The following is a 14,007-nucleotide window of genomic DNA, read 5'->3' as shown; positions in this document are numbered from 1 at the left end:
GACCTCGACCAGGACGCTCCAGGCATCCTTGGCGTTCAGACCGTAGGAGGCCATCAGGACTCCACGGGCCAGATCGATGACCGGTCTGGTTTGCATGGCCCGTTTGAGCTGGCCGATTTCGGTGCGTAGGTCCTCCTCGACATCCCTGGGCAACCCGTCCTCCTCCGCGGGGCTGGGGGCGGTACCGGTAGGCATGCCCCGGCCGTTGGCGGCCACGCCGGGACCGGCGTCATCCGGGCGCTTGAAGAGCGGCCAGGTGCGGGTGAGTGTAAGCAGGTGCTCGACCGCGATTCCCGCGGTCTGGATGCGGACCGTCTTGGCCTCCGCCAGGGCCAGGCGGCGGATGTGCAGCAGGATGTTGAGGCCGGAGCAGTCACAGAAGTCGACCTCGGTGAGGTCGAGGTCGAGGCCGTGGAGTGACTGGGCCAGTGCTTCACGCAGGGCGTGCCGCAGTGCCTGCTCCGTGTCGATGTCGAGTTCTCCCGCGACCGCCACGACCGTCCGCTCGCCGGCGGGGTATGCCGCGACCTTCAGGAACGGCGAAGTGTGGGCTCCAAGCGTGCCATCCGCTTGTGTTTCGTGGACGGCTTTGTCTGTGCCCCTCGCCTGGGAAGAAGGCAGATGTTCTTGCATGGGAGTCGCTCCCGGGGCATATCCACTGGTCTTTACTCCAGGTTCGGCCTCCCTCACCTCGCACGTCAAGAGATACATGAACTCATTTTCACCCTTTTGAATACGTGAATGTCGGGCGAGGCATGGGTGGAGTACCTGAGGGACATAGTGGCTGGACCTTCCTGACCAACCGCGCGCGGGTGCTGGCCTCGATCGCCGATGATCCGGGCACTCCTATCCGTGACATCGCGGCGCGATGCCGGCTCACCGAGCGTGCTGTCCAGAAGATCATTTCCGATCTTGAGCAGAACGGCTATCTCACCCACACCCGGCAGGGCCGCTCGAATCTCTACCGCATCGAAGAGGGAACCATCCTCCGGCACCCGGCCGATGCCGGCCTCACCGTGGCGGGCCTGCTGGCCGCCCTTGAACAGCACGAGAGCTCCCATGAAACCCGGCCCGGGCAGGGGGCAGGGGGGCAGGGCATCAGGGGAGCGATGGGGCAGATGAGCCTGCTGACGACGACAGCATGACGGCCACGAGATCCGTTCGGGTCGGCCGTCACCGAGTGAAGTCATGACTCGCGAGGATCGACCGTATGGGGACGGCTCACCAGCGAGTGCCTGGAACGACGTGCCGACGCCTCCGGAGGCTCTCCCGTCCGAACGGGATCTCCCGACCGGGTGTACAGCTACGCGCGCGTGCTGACGTAGCGCTCGGTCGGACCCCACCGTTCCATCACGGGCACCCAGCACGGAGGACGTCGCCCAGCGGTGGTGGACCAACCCCGCCGGGCTGCCCAAGGACTGGCCGACGACCAGCAGCAACGTACGCCTAGAAAAGCTGTTCCCCACTGTTTCGATGTCTCATGAGACATCGTGAGGTCTGCCTGACATGCAAGTTCCCGTGTTCATCGGCGCGAACACGGGATCTCTTGTCGCGGTGGTGTTGAGACACATGTGTCCTGTCTCATCGAAGGCTGGTCATCGTCAGCGAAGCTTGATGACCGCTAGGTACGGCCGCCGACGGTGTCCGCGACGGTCGCAGCAAGATCCCCGTTTGTCTGTAGTGTGCGGACATGACAAGAAGCGAGCGGCTCGCGGAGCAGTTGGACTGGTACTGGCGCAAGAATCTGCGGCCGCGGCTGGACGGTCTTACCGATGACGAGTACTTCTGGGAGCCGGTGCGCGGCTGCTGGAGCATCCGCCCACGTGGCACGTCGGCCGCACCGATGTCGGCAGGTTCGGGGGAGTGGACGATGGAATCCGCGTCCCCTGACGCGGTGCCGGTGCCGGCGCCGGTGACCACGATTGCCTGGCGGCTGGCACACATCATCGTCTCGTGCCTGGGCTATCGGGTCGGATGGTACTTCGGCGGCCAGGATGTCGACTCCGAGACATTTGCCTACGCGGGGACCGCTGACGAGGCGCTGAAACAGCTCGATGAGATGTATGGGAGATGGAACGCGGGGGTCCGCGAGCTCTCGGACGCTGACCTGGAGAATCCGCCCACGGTGGGTCCCGAGCGGTTTCCCATGGAGAACAGGGTCCTGCACGTCAACAGGGAGCTGATCCATCACGGCGCCGAGATTTCCCTGCTGCGCGACCTCTACTGCTGGCAGGACGGAGCCGTACCGCGCCGAATATGACCTTTCGGCAACCGGCGATCGAGCTTCAGTGTCCGTTCTCATCCATCGTGTCAGGGAGCCATGTCGGCGAGCTGCGCACTGACAGCTGCCTTGAGACAAGACGGGCGAGCAATCCGGCTGGGGATCAATGGGCTTGGGCGTCGCGGGGTCGATGTCTCAATGGTCTTGTCAGTTCCGGTGAGCGCCGACCAGGCGAGTGACGGAACCACTGAGACCCCGCGCAGTGGATTCTCATCGATCTTGTCAGCTTTCCGAGTCGACACCGCCTGATCGGAACGTGGCGTGGCTGCCGAACGGGCGCTCCGACGCGCACCATGCGGCATGAGCGGAGGTCGTCCGGCGGTGTCCTACCGAACCGTGGTCCCTCTCGATACGTTATGTGACACCTACGGCTTGGCGGACGAGGTGATCGGCGATCCGGCCGGGGCCGCGGAGTCCGGCGCCCCCGGGTAGTGGGGCAGCTCGATGCCGTTGATCGCGTGCCCGACCAGCTCGGTGAACCATTCGCTGGCGAAATCGGGGCGCGGCTCGGCGTCTGGCCCGGGGACGTCGCGGCTGCGGGCGTTCAATCGGCCGATCTCCTGGTTGGCCTCGACGAACGAGCGCATCCGCGCCTCGTAGCGGGTGAACCCGGTGTCGGGGTCCCACTCGGCGGCGGCCAGCTCTCCGGCCAGCAGGTAGGCGCCGACCAGTGCCAGCCCGGTGCCCTGCCCGGACATCGGCGACGAGCTGAACGCCGCGTCCCCGAGCAGCCCCACCCGTCCGCTCGACCAGCGGTCCATCACCACCTGGGCGACCTGGTCGAGATAGAAGTCCGGAGTGTCGTCCAGGTGCGCGAGGATGCCCGGGGCCAGCCAGCCCAGGTCCGCCATCCGCTCCCGCAGCAGGCGCTTCTGGGCCGCGACGTCACGGTAGTCGACGTCGAAGTCAGCCGAGGCGAGGTAGAACATGGCCATCGCCCGGGTGGCGTCCTGGATGGGTCGCAGGAGGGCTGAGCGCCCGGACTCGTGGTCCTGGTACTCGAGCAGCCAGCGGTCCAGCCCGAACTCGTTGGGCACACTGTAGAAGGCCAGCACGTGCCCGAGGTGGCGGAGGAACCGCTCATGCGGCCCGAAGACCATCGCCCGCAGCTCCGAGTGCAGCCCGTCGGCCCCGACCACCAGGTCAAAGCGCCGCCGGTCACCGCCCGCGAAGACCACGTCGACCCCGTCAGCGTCCTGGGCGAGCTCGGCGATTCGGTCGCCGAAGATGTACTCGACGCCGTCGCGGGTGTCGTCGTAGAGCACCTGGGACAGGTCCCCGCGCAGGATCTCGATGTCCGCGATGAACCCGTCGCCACCGTCGTCGTCCGCGCTGAAGGTCTCCAGCACCTGCCCGTCCGCGTCCACGGTGTGCGCGCCGGCGGTGTCGGTGCACGCCGCGCGGACCGCCGCGTCCAGCCCCATGCGCCCGATGACCTCCTTGGCGACCCCGCGCGCGTCCACCGCCTGCCCGCCGGGACGCAGTTCGGGAGCCCGCTCCACCACGGTCACCTCGGCCCCCCGCCGGCGCAGCCAGTGGGCCAGCGAGGGTCCCGCGATGCTCGCCCCCGCCACCAACACCCTGGGACCGCTCACCCGGGTCCCCTGCTCGCCAGTCCGAACGGTGTGCTCCCGCTCGGAGTCGTCGACGCTCAACACTGCCCCCATGTACTTCCTCCCGCGCTGGAACGTTTCCCGCACAGGCCCACCGCTGTCGATGGATCCAGGGGTATCGACTGCGGATCTGCACCAAACTCATCGGTACGGCCGAGATCACGTCCACGCTCCCGCAAACACCCAGAACTCGGCATGCCCACGCGTCGGGCATGGTCATGATCGCCTCGACCTCGGCAGACATCGATGAGAAACGCCGACCCTGATGAGACTCACATCAGCCCAGACCGCTGTAAACCAGGTGAACCAGGCCGTCAGCCAGGCCGCCGCCTGAGACTTCGCCAGATCTGCGCGCAACACGGTGAGACTCTGAAAGGACCAGTGAGAACGGACATTCAGACCCGCCGCGCTCAACCTTCGGTGACACTGCCCAACCTTCGATGAGACAGGACAAGATGCTTGGCGTCAGAGCGGTGCCAGGATCATAGGATTTCGTCGCGATCATCCCCGGGGTCGAGGCGAAGAGCGCGCGGCCAACGACCGATCTCCTTCCAGCCCAAGCGGCCGTAGAAGTCCTCCAGCCCAACGCCGCCGCGTGCAGCCAAGTGGAGTTGTTCCAGTCCCATCTCGTCGCGGGCGATGTCACGAACGTGATTCATGAGAGCAGCCCCGATGCCGCGGCCCCGCAGGCCCGTCCGTGTCTGGACATGGTGGAGCGTCCCCCAGTGGGAGATGACCTCAAAGGGATCACGCCGAACATTCAGCCACCCAGCGAGGCTGCCGTTGATCGATGCGACCACGAGGCGGCTCGTCTCTGGGGCAAGGCCCTCGATGAGGGAGTCGACCGCAGGGGCGGCCTGGCTCGCGTCGATGGGCGGGAAGGGGAACCCTGCTGCTCCGCCGGCGTTGGTGACCTCAATCCAGCATCCGATGAGTGCTCGCCTCAGCTCCGGCGTGACGTCGTCTGGGGCTGTGACCTGTCGCAGGTCGAGGGGTCCGCTATTCATGCAGGAGATCCTTGCACCCAGCACTGACAGTTCTGGGTGGGCCCGGGGTCAGCACGGGCCGATCGTTTCGGTTCGGGAGGCGCGTCGTTCGTCGAGCGCGACGATGGCGCCGCGTCCGGCCAGTTCCTCACGGAGGCCTGCGTTGTCATGGTGCAGGGCGACAATCACGGTGGCTGCTGCGTCAAGGCGGCCCTGGAGCTGGGTCTGCTCACGTTTCAGTTCTCTCAACTGGCGCCGGACGTCACCGAGTTCGGTGTCTCGGCGGGCTTCGCCGGGGGTGCGGGCCGGGGTTTCGCGAAGGCGTTCGGTGTGGTGGGTGGCACCGCCAGCGCCGCACGGTACCCGGTGGACGTCTACAACTATGGATTCGAGGAAGTGACGAAGCAGCTCTCGGAATCCCTGACGGACCCGCTGGACGTGGTCCCCGACGGCCCGGGCGCGGGGTGTGTGTTCTTTGGTGACCCCGATGGCCTGCCCCCCCACCGGACCACCTACCAGACGCGCCACCGGCCGGGAGTAATTTCCGGCCGGTGGCGCGGTATTATTCGACATAATATGAAAGAGGATGGACATGCAAGGAATCACCTCGGGTGAATTGGTCGCGCAGCTCCTGCGACTGCTCCCGGAAGTGGAGCCTTATTTCGAAAAGGCGGCCGAGCGTCACGACCTGCGTGTGTCGCAGGTGATCCATTGGGAGCAGGTCAACACCCACCCGGGGACACTCCTGTCCGAAGTGCTTGTTTACCCTCTTTTCAAGCCCTTGATGAAATCTCCAGAAGTCGACGCGGAGGCAGAGGACTTCCTGGCGCGTTGTTTCGAGTTCATCGAGGGGCTCGAGGAGGACCCCGATGGTTGGCTGGTGGATACGGCCCACTTCACTTTCCTGGAGTTTTTTCTGGAGAGCAGGGAAGTGCTCGACCGCGCCTTCCGGTTCGCCAGGCCGAAGACCCGGGCGGCGACTCTGTCCATGCTGCGAGGCTGGAACGTCCCCGTGGACCCGTCCTGGGAGGACCCGCCGCGGTAGGGGAGTTCGCCGGCACGGCCGACGCTCCTGCGGCCGACGCGGCGGCCACCAGCTCCACTTCGGTCACCTCGGACTCCCTGTCCATTGCGCGACGCTGCTCCGTGGCTCCCGGTCGCGTCTGCACCCGTGGCAGGGCATGCTGCAACGCTGGTGAAATGCCGATGATGTGCGGGAGTGGAGGCTTCGGGGTGGACGGCGGATCTCCTGAGCGACTTCGGATGGAGGTGCTCGGGCCGTTACGAGCCTGGCGGGGCAGAACACCACTGGATCTGGGGCCTGTCAAACGACAGGCCGTGCTGGCCGCGTTGCTGCTGCGCCCGGACGCTGTGGTGAGCCATGAGCTCCTGCTCGACGGGGTGTGGGGGGCGGAGACACCCGCATCGGGTCACAAGGTGCTGGCCAGTCATGTCAACCCGCTGCGCAGGACGCTCGACGCGTTGGGCACCCGGCCTGCGGAGTCGGTGATCCGCAGCGGCAAGGGCTGGTACCGCTTCGTCGTCGACGGGGTCCGGCTCGATACAGCGGACCTGACGGAGCGGGGTGACGGGGCGCTGCGCATGAAGGCGTCCGGCGATCTGGCGGGCGCGACGGATCAGTTGTCCGCGGCGCTCGCGCTGTTCCGCGGAGAGCCCTTGGTCAACCTTCCTGGACCGTTCGCGCAGAACGAGCGGCAGCGGCTGCTGGAGCGGCGGCGGACGCTCCGGCTGGCGAGTCTCGAGTGCCTGGTGCTGCTCGGCCGGTTCGGCGGGGCCCTGGACGACCTCGGCGCCCCGTCCGCGTCCCCGTCCGGACCCGTTCGACGAGTCGCTGCTGGCGCTGCGCATGCGGGCCCTGCACGGCTGCGAACGTCAAGCGGAAGCGCTCAACGCCTGTCAGGAGACGCGCGTTCGCCTGCGGGACGAATGGTAGGCACCCTGAGCCTCGCGGCCACCCGGCGTCACGGCATGCCCGCACCGTGACGCCCCGGCTGCACACTGCGGACGGGCTACGTCATCAACTCGATGTGCGGATGCTCGGGCTCCGCCGGGCAGACGAACAGGTGCTGCCGGTAGCCGCTGCCTATCTGGACACCGGTCGCGTTGTAGCCGCGGTGGCCGGGATACGGTCCAGCACCTGGGTGGGGGTGCGGAGACCAGCTGTTCCCGGCGTCGTCCCCTTCCTCGAACGTGGCGACGGTCATCAGGACCTCCATGCCGGTGCCGCACTCGGAGCAGGGCTGCGAGCTGGGGTCGGTGGAGTTCCAAGCGGGCCAGCCGCCGACCTTCCAGCCGGGTGCGTTGGACAGCACACAGTCGTAGTACGTGTCCGGGTCCATGTCTTCGTCTGCCGCCTGCGGCACACTCCACTGCTTGAGCTGCTCCCGCAGTTCTTCGCTCAGCTCCAGATGGTCGGGGTACTCGGTGATCTGCTCCGGTTCGAGCACGCACGGTTCCGGTAGATAGCCGTCGAACTGCACTGCGGGCGGCTCGGGGGGCGTGTCGAGGATGTCGGTGACGGCGGCTGCCGAACGCCAGAAGAGCAGGGTCCTGGGCATGATCGGATGATCGAAGGGGCACCACAGAACCTGCAGCAGGTCCTTGCCCTCCGGCGGGCTCAGATCGGGCACATCCCGTACGTACAGCTGCGCGACGGGCAGCATCGCTATGGGGCCGTCGTACGCCTGGACCGCCAGACTCACCGGATACGTCCGAGGGGGTCGGATCCGCTCGAGAGTCTCCCGTTCCTCCGGAGTCAGGTCCCGGCCGTGCGAGGCGGCGAAGATCCGTCGTTCCAGCCGCAGATCCGCCGGGGACTGGGCTGGGTTGATGCCATCCACCACATGCGGTTCCTCGCAGTGCGGCCACGGCTCCTCAGCGGGCCAGAGCAGCGGCCCGCCGATCGAGCTGTCGTGCCACGTCGGCGCCCCGGGGCGGGGGTGCAGGCGGGTTGCCGTGCGGGCCAGCGGAGCCAGTTGGGGAAAGACCGCGGCAACGTCGATCGGCCGTGGCGGAGTGACAGGAGTGACATTCATGGCCGCAATCTTGCCAATCGCCTCTGACAACGGCCCTCGTGGCCGCCCCACGAAGAGTTCCGTCACGGGCGCCACTCGGGAGAGCGCTACCGCCGGTCCGTTGCCGGCAGATGGCCCGCGAGCAGGTCCACGATCGCCGCGTGGATGTCCGTCCACGCGCGCGGTTCGTCGCCACGTACCACCTGGACAGGGACGACCTTGACGCGTCCATTCCGTCCGGGCCGCCGCCGGTCAGGAGATGGTCCATCACGATCTCCATCGGCAGGCCGTGGCCGACCCCTTGAAGTTGAGCATCTTGCCGATGGTGAGGTACGCAGACGGCCCTGGTGCCGCCCCACGGGGGAGGGCGGCACCAGGGCCGATCTACGGATAACCGTAGCGCTGAAGTGCTGGTCAGGGGCGGCGAAGCGGCAAGCCGGGCGTGAGGCGGGGACTTCGAGGGCGTACGACACGAGGTCGAGCGCCGGCCTGCCGGTGGGCTGGGTGACGACGATGACCCGGCCGTCGTCCAGGCGGGCGGCGAGCGCCTCGTACGGACCGTCCGGCACCGCCTGACGGTATGGCACCGTGACCGGCCGCCGGGTGAGTCCGGCGATCAGCCAGACGAGCCGGGCCTTGGCGTCCCACCCGTACGAACCGGCCGCGTACGCGCGGGAGGCGGGGTACTCGACACCAGCACGTTTGGAAGAGCTGCGCCGTAGCGCGCCGAATACGCCGAGGCGACATGAAGGTGCACAGCGCACATCGCGTCTACCTCCCTGTCCTCGCGCACCCCCCTTCCCGATCCGTCTCCTGTTTTGCTATCCACCCTAGTACTGCAACGGTTCTTGCCGTGACTGATGGCCAGGTTGGTCGTTGGTCTGGTTATGGGTGGGGACCTTGCTGATGTCAGGTTGTGGGCAGGTGAACTCGAGTCGGTGCACGAGCGGTTCGTGCACCGGTTCAACAGGTCGGAGCCGCGGGAGTCGGCGCTTGCCTATATGCGGGGACTGGTCGCGCCGCTGGAGCGGAAGAACGGTTGGACGCTGGCGGAGGAGGCCGGCCATGCCGGTCCCGATCGCATTCATCGGCTGTTGAACCGGATCGAGTGGAACGCTGACGAGGTCCTGGACGACGTGCGTGACTACGTCGTGGAACACCTCGGTGACCGTGAAGCCGTTCTGATCGTCGATGACACCGGATTCCTGAAGAAGGGCGTCCGCTCGGCCGGGGTCCAGCGGCAGTACTCGGGCACTGCGGGACGCACCGAGAACTCCCAGATCGGGGTCTTTCTCGCCTACGCGACGCCCCGCGGACGCACGCTGATCGACCGGCGGTTGTATCTGCCCACGTCATGGACGGACGACCGCGAGCGATGCCGGCGGGCAGGCATCGACGACAGCGTCGCCTTCGAGACGAAAGTGGCCATGGCGAAGGCGATGGTCCGCAGGGCCATCGCCGACCGGATTCCGTTCGGCTGGGTGACCGCGGATGCCGCCTACGGCTTCAGCAAGGGCTGGCGGTTCGAGCTGGAACAGGCCGACATCTTCCACGTCATGGCCACCACCCGCCACGACACGGTCGTCACCCTCTGGTCCATCGACCACCCCGTCCATGACCTGTTCCCCAACCTGCCTCGGCAGAAGTGGAAACGCCGTTCGTGCGGCGATGGGGCACATGGACAGCGGATCTACGACTGGGCCCGCATCGAGGTCCGTCCCTGGCACCGCGAGGACCGCCGGCACTGGGTGATCGCCCGCCGCAGCGTGAGCAGGCCCGAGGAGATCTCCTACTACATCGCCTACTGTCCCGCCGAGACCACGCTGGACGAGCTGATCCGCATCGCCGGCAGCCGATGGGCCGTCGAGGAATGCTTCCAGACCGCGAAACAAGAATGCGGCCTCGACGACTATCAAGTCCGCCGCTATCCCGGCTGGCACCGCCACATGACCCTGGCCATGGCTGCCCACGCCTGCCTCACCGTCCTGCGCGCCCGCCAGCTGGATCAGGAAAGAGCAGAAACGGATCCTCCCAGCTCATCCATCTCAGCCTTGCTGAAATCCGACGGCTGATCACGCGCCTCACGGACCGCCGGGCCACCTCGGTCAGCCAAATTCTGCACTGGTCACACTGGCGACGACGACGCCAACACCAAGCCCGCGTCAGCCACTACAAACGACGCGGACACAATCCATGACATCTACCCAGCACTCAGGGCAAGCACCGTTGCAGTACTAGACCATGAATAGCGTAAATGTTCGAAAGGGTAATGTGTAAACGTCGCACTTGACGCATGTCGGGCACATGTCAGGAATGTGAGGGCGGGCGCGTCCCGGTCTGCGGGCCGTGGCGACCGGGGTCTCCCGGCTGGAGCTCCAGCACCTGCACCTCAAGATCGGCCGCACGTTTGTCGGCGAAGCGCAGGTTCGCGCGGGCTCCCTCGAGCCGCTCCTGGAGCCGTCGGTGTTCTCGGGTGAGCTGTTGGACGCGGTGCTTGAGGTTGGTGTTCTCGGTGACCAGGGCCTCGACGGATTCGCCGGGCGCGGTCTGGCTGGCTTCACGGATACTGACTTCGGCTCGTTAGGGTGATCTTCTGCTAAGTCTCTGATGGGCCCGGAGCGTTGTCTGTATCCCGTGGTGTATGAGGTATGCGGATGGGGGCGGGCTGACCCCTGCGGGACGTCAGCGCCGGGAGACGGTACGGATGCAGGCGGCCGAGCTGTTCGAGCAGAACATCAAGCCGCCGGAGGTGGCACGGCGGCTGCGGGTGAGCCCGAAGTCGGCCTACCAGTGGCACCAGATGTGGCGGGACGGTGGCGTGCCGGCTCTGGCCTCTCGTGGCCCGGGTGGATCGCGATGCCGTCTGTCCCCGCCCTGTCTGGAAAAGCTGGCTGCGTACCTCGATGAGGGACCAGCCGCGCATGGCTGGGTGGAGGACCAGGTGTGGACCGCGGCGCGGGTGGCCACGCTGATCGGCAGGAAGTTCCACGTCTGCTACAGCGTCTCAGGGGCCACACGGTTGATGCACCGGCTCGGCTTCAGCCCGCAGGTGCCCGCGCGGCGGGTGGCCGAGCGTGACGAGCAGGCCGTGACCGTGTGGAAGGAGGCGACTTGGGCCGAGGTAAAAGAGCCCGGGCGGCGTGCGGGGGTTACGTCTGCTTCGAGGACGAGGCGGGTTTCACCCGGCGGCCGCCCAGAGGGCGCACCTGGGGCCGACGGGGCCGCACCCCGGTCGTGACGGTGAGCGGCCGCCGCTCGGGACGCCTGTCCGTGGCGGGACTCATCGCGATGCGGCCCGGCTCCCGCACCCGGCTGTGCCACCGCCTGCGCACCCACCCCGCGGGCAGAGGCAAACGCCGCAGCATGGGCGAACGCGACTTCATCGCCCTGATCGACGGCGTCCACCACCTCGTCAAGGCCCCGATCGTGCTGGTCTGGGACCGGCTTTACACTCATGTCTCCCACGCCATGCGTGAGTTGATCGCCGAGCGCGAATGGCTGACGGTGTTCCTGCTGCCCGCGTACTCGCCGGACCTGAACCCCGTCGAGTGGGTATGGGCCCATGTGAAGCGCAGCCTGGCCAACCTCGCCGTCGTCGCCCTCGATCAGCTCGAAGTCCTCGTACGCAACCGGCTCAAGCGCCTCCAGTACCGGCCCAACACCCTCGACGGTTTCATAGCAGGGACCCGCCTGCCCCTCGACGACCCAAAATCACCCTGATGCGCTGAAGTCAGTAAGTAGTAGTGGCCCCGTTTGGGAACGGGTTTTGGCCCCACCTGCGCCCGGGGCAGGGGTTGATCACCAGTGAGTTTTGGCTCCACCTGGAGGTAGCTGTGGGGCTTCGGGGACAGATCTGGGTGGCATGGTCGGTATGTAGCAGTGCATCGTGCGGTGGTGAACGAATCTGCCTTTGTTGAGCACGAGGACCGTTGGATCTTGGGTCTTCGGGGTCTGGCTGTCACCAAGATCAGCGTCGACTTCCAGTTGACGTTTCTGCTCGACTCGGAAGCCTGGTTTGTCCTGGAATGTCCATTCTGGCTCGGTCAAGGTTCGGCCGGCAGCGACGATCTGCACGAGATGTTGGATCCGGGACGGCAGGACGTAGCGGCGGCTCTGGCCCTGTTCGGCGCCAAGGTCTTGTCGGCTGTGGCCTTCAAGTCGGGATCACTGCGTCTGGTCTTCGACAGCGGACTGCATCTCAACTGCCGGGCAGACCCGTCGTTCGAAGCCTGGCAGGTGGCGGGGCCGGGAGGCTGGCGGCTTGTGTCGATGCCGGGAGGGGAGCTTGCGGTGTGGCCGGCTGGCACCGAGTCGACCGCCAGCAGCGGACAGGATTAGCCGGTGGCCTGTTGGGCTCGGGTCTGGGCAAGGCGGTAGGAGTCGGTGCCAGTCTCGATGATGTTGCTGCCGAAGGTGAGACGGTCGACGATGGCGCCGCAGAGCCGGGGATCGGTGAAGGTCTTGGTCCAGCCGGAGAAGGACTCGTTGGCGGCGATGGCCACGCTGTTCTTCTCCTCGCGTTCGGTCAGAACCTGGAAGAGGAGTTCGGCGCCGCGGCGGTCCAGTTCCATGTAGCCGAGTTCATCGATGCAGAGCAGATCGACGCGGCCGTAGCGGGCGATGGTCTTGGTCAGTTGCTTTTCGTCGGCCGCCTCGACCAGTTCGTTGACGAGTTTCGCGGCGAGGACGTAGCGGACACGGAAGCCGGCCATCGCGGCCTCGGTGCCGAGGGCGATCAACAGGTGGGACTTTCCTGTCCCCGAGTCGCCGATCAAGCACAGAGGCTGGCCTTTGCGGACCCATTCGCAGGTGGCGAGGGTATGGACGGCAGTCGGTGTGACATTGGGGTTGGCCTCGAAGTCGAAGTCCCGCAGGAACTTCTGGCGGGGGAATCCGGCGGATTTGATGCGCCGCTCGGACCGGCGCCGGTCGCGGTCTTCGCACGCGGCCATCAAGAGCTCGGCCAGGAAGCCGCGATAGGTCATCTGCTCGCGCTCGGCGGCGTCGGCCGTCGCGCTGTACTGGCCCCGGATGGTGGGCAGCCGCAGCACCCGGCAGGCGGTGTCGACGGCCGCGTCAGCGGCCTGCTCGGTCAGGCCGCGATGGCGTTGTTCACTCACGGCAGTTCTCCCTTCCTGACAGGGGCTGTGGGCTCTTCGGGTGGCGGCCGTTGCCGCCTGAGCAGAAGATCGTAGGCGGCCACCGACGGCAGTGGCCGGGTGTCCGGGGGCAGGGCGCCGGGCTTTCGCAGCAGGGCCTCGAGGTAGTGGTCCAGTTCCAGACGAATCCCACCTCGGGTGGCGAGCCGTTCATGTCGGGCGACTTCGGTGCGGCCCTCGTAGATGACCAGCTCGGAAGCGTGCAGCAGGACCTGCACCTGTCGGCCGATGAGCCGCACCGGCACCGAATAGCGGTTTATGCGAACGCTGATCTGCCCGTATCGGTCCACTCGTGGGCTGAACAGCCGTGCGGTCTCGCAGTGTTCTTCTGGTAAGGGTCGCAACAGAGGCTGTTCGACCGCGAAGTGCTCGCCGACGGTGTGGGGCCGGGAGCCGATCCGGCGGTCGTCGTCCGCCAAGTCCCATCGGTCGACCAGGGTGTTGAGGTCAGCCAGGGAATCGACTTCTGGCACCGGGACCAGGTGGTTGCGGCGGAAACGGCCGACTTCTCCTTCGACTCCTCCCTTTTCGTGGGCCCCCTCCTTGCCGGGTTGGCAGTAGAACGCCTCCAGTCCGAACGTCCGCGGGTTCGCGAATTCTGAAGGCGTCTCGGCACGAACCCACGGGTGAAGAGGTAGGAATTGGCCTGCTTGAGCACTTGGGTTCCGAGGCCGACGACGGCAAGGTCCGGTAGTGAGCGGGACCGCACTGGGGCGTCGAGTCTCAGGGCTTGCAGCCGAGGGCCATATCGAGGTCATCCTTCATATCAAGGTCCAGCCGTTCCCGGCATGATGTGATGCGCTGCATTACCCAGGTCCGAACGGCTTCCCTGTTGCCTCTGAGGTTGAAAGGGTGGGGTGACAGTCGGCGTTGGCGGTGCTACATCCTCGTCATGAGGTACGCGGATAGCGGTGGTCTGACCGCCGTGGGGCG

At 66.6% G+C, this 14,007-nt stretch carries 14 protein-coding genes and 1 pseudogene; 9 read left to right on the top strand and 6 right to left on the bottom strand.

All coding sequences use genetic code 11. The features are described 5' to 3' along the window. Positions 1-12 precede the first annotated feature (12 nt). Positions 13-633 (bottom strand): annotated as a pseudogene (locus ACZ7M2_RS51195) (STAS domain-containing protein); the annotation flags it as partial. 122 nt (positions 634-755) lie between these two features. Here ACZ7M2_RS51195 and ACZ7M2_RS51190 point away from each other — a divergent pair. Together ACZ7M2_RS51190 and ACZ7M2_RS51185 are read left to right on the top strand one after the other, a co-directional pair. Next, positions 756-1,145, top strand: coding sequence for a helix-turn-helix transcriptional regulator (locus ACZ7M2_RS51190; protein WP_471601174.1), 390 nt, complete (start codon positions 756-758; stop codon positions 1,143-1,145). Between the two features lie 545 nt (positions 1,146-1,690). Continuing rightward, entirely contained in the window at positions 1,691-2,260 is a 570-nt protein-coding gene (locus ACZ7M2_RS51185; RefSeq protein ID WP_471601173.1) for a DinB family protein, read from the top strand. Positions 2,261-2,646: 386 nt separating this feature from the next. Here ACZ7M2_RS51185 and ACZ7M2_RS51180 read toward each other — a convergent pair whose 3' ends face one another. Both ACZ7M2_RS51180 and ACZ7M2_RS51175 read right to left on the bottom strand, forming a co-directional pair. Continuing rightward, a complete protein-coding gene (locus ACZ7M2_RS51180) occupies positions 2,647-3,948 on the bottom strand; it encodes an FAD-dependent monooxygenase (protein WP_471601172.1) in 1,302 nt (433 codons plus the stop codon). Positions 3,949-4,376: 428 nt separating this feature from the next. Next, positions 4,377-4,901, bottom strand: a complete 525-nt coding sequence (locus tag ACZ7M2_RS51175) for a GNAT family N-acetyltransferase (protein ID WP_471601171.1) — start codon at positions 4,899-4,901, stop codon at positions 4,377-4,379. Positions 4,902-5,048: 147 nt separating this feature from the next. Between ACZ7M2_RS51175 and ACZ7M2_RS51170 the strand changes: the two genes are divergently transcribed. From ACZ7M2_RS51170 to ACZ7M2_RS51160, 3 genes are all read left to right on the top strand, one after another. Continuing rightward, a complete protein-coding gene (locus ACZ7M2_RS51170; RefSeq protein WP_471601170.1) occupies positions 5,049-5,495 on the top strand; it encodes a hypothetical protein in 447 nt (148 codons plus the stop codon). After that, entirely contained in the window at positions 5,473-5,925 is a 453-nt protein-coding gene (locus ACZ7M2_RS51165) for a hypothetical protein (protein ID WP_471601169.1), read from the top strand. Before ACZ7M2_RS51170 ends, ACZ7M2_RS51165 begins: the two co-directional genes overlap by 23 nt. Positions 5,926-6,218: 293 nt before the next feature. After that, the gene (locus ACZ7M2_RS51160; RefSeq protein WP_471601168.1) at positions 6,219-6,884 is read left to right on the top strand and encodes an AfsR/SARP family transcriptional regulator; all 666 of its coding nucleotides are present in this window, start codon (positions 6,219-6,221) and stop codon (positions 6,882-6,884) included. Between the two features lie 26 nt (positions 6,885-6,910). Here the strand turns inward: ACZ7M2_RS51160 and ACZ7M2_RS51155 are convergent, their stop codons facing one another. Beyond that, positions 6,911-7,936: a hypothetical protein gene (locus tag ACZ7M2_RS51155; RefSeq protein WP_471601167.1), complete on the bottom strand. Its 1,026-nt coding sequence runs from the start codon at positions 7,934-7,936 to the stop codon at positions 6,911-6,913. A gap of 866 nt (positions 7,937-8,802) precedes the next feature. Here ACZ7M2_RS51155 and ACZ7M2_RS51150 point away from each other — a divergent pair. The 4 genes from ACZ7M2_RS51150 to ACZ7M2_RS51135 all read left to right on the top strand — a co-directional run bounded on the left by ACZ7M2_RS51150 (position 8,803) and on the right by ACZ7M2_RS51135 (position 12,253). Continuing rightward, positions 8,803-9,987 (top strand): IS701 family transposase, encoded by a 1,185-nt coding sequence (locus tag ACZ7M2_RS51150; protein WP_471601166.1) that lies wholly within the window; start codon positions 8,803-8,805, stop codon positions 9,985-9,987. A gap of 274 nt (positions 9,988-10,261) precedes the next feature. Further along, on the top strand, positions 10,262-10,504 hold the full coding sequence (locus tag ACZ7M2_RS51145; protein WP_471601165.1) for a hypothetical protein: 243 nt from the start codon (positions 10,262-10,264) through the stop codon (positions 10,502-10,504). Positions 10,505-10,556: 52 nt separating this feature from the next. Then, positions 10,557-11,635 (top strand): IS630 family transposase gene (locus ACZ7M2_RS51140; RefSeq protein ID WP_471601164.1). Its coding sequence is split into 2 segments (ribosomal slippage): positions 10,557-11,055 and positions 11,055-11,635, totalling 1,080 coding nucleotides; the frame shifts between segments, so codons are not numbered across the junction. 174 nt (positions 11,636-11,809) lie between these two features. Next, the gene (locus ACZ7M2_RS51135; RefSeq protein ID WP_471601163.1) at positions 11,810-12,253 is read left to right on the top strand and encodes a DUF6188 family protein; all 444 of its coding nucleotides are present in this window, start codon (positions 11,810-11,812) and stop codon (positions 12,251-12,253) included. Here the strand turns inward: ACZ7M2_RS51135 and istB are convergent. Both istB and ACZ7M2_RS51125 read right to left on the bottom strand, forming a co-directional pair. Next, positions 12,250-13,035, bottom strand: coding sequence for an IS21-like element helper ATPase IstB (gene istB / locus ACZ7M2_RS51130; RefSeq protein ID WP_471601162.1), 786 nt, complete (start codon positions 13,033-13,035; stop codon positions 12,250-12,252). The two genes, ACZ7M2_RS51135 and istB, sit on opposite strands and share 4 nt — an antisense overlap. After that, positions 13,032-13,547: a Mu transposase domain-containing protein gene (locus tag ACZ7M2_RS51125; RefSeq protein ID WP_471601161.1), complete on the bottom strand. Its 516-nt coding sequence runs from the start codon at positions 13,545-13,547 to the stop codon at positions 13,032-13,034. The genes istB and ACZ7M2_RS51125 overlap by 4 nt, the downstream gene beginning before the upstream one ends. Between the last annotated feature and the right edge of the window lie 460 nt (positions 13,548-14,007).

The sequence above is a fragment of the Streptomyces sp. NPDC111507 genome, from assembly GCF_055638955.1.
Note: the sequence above shows the minus strand (reverse complement) of the source record. Positions and strands in the feature narration are given on the sequence as shown.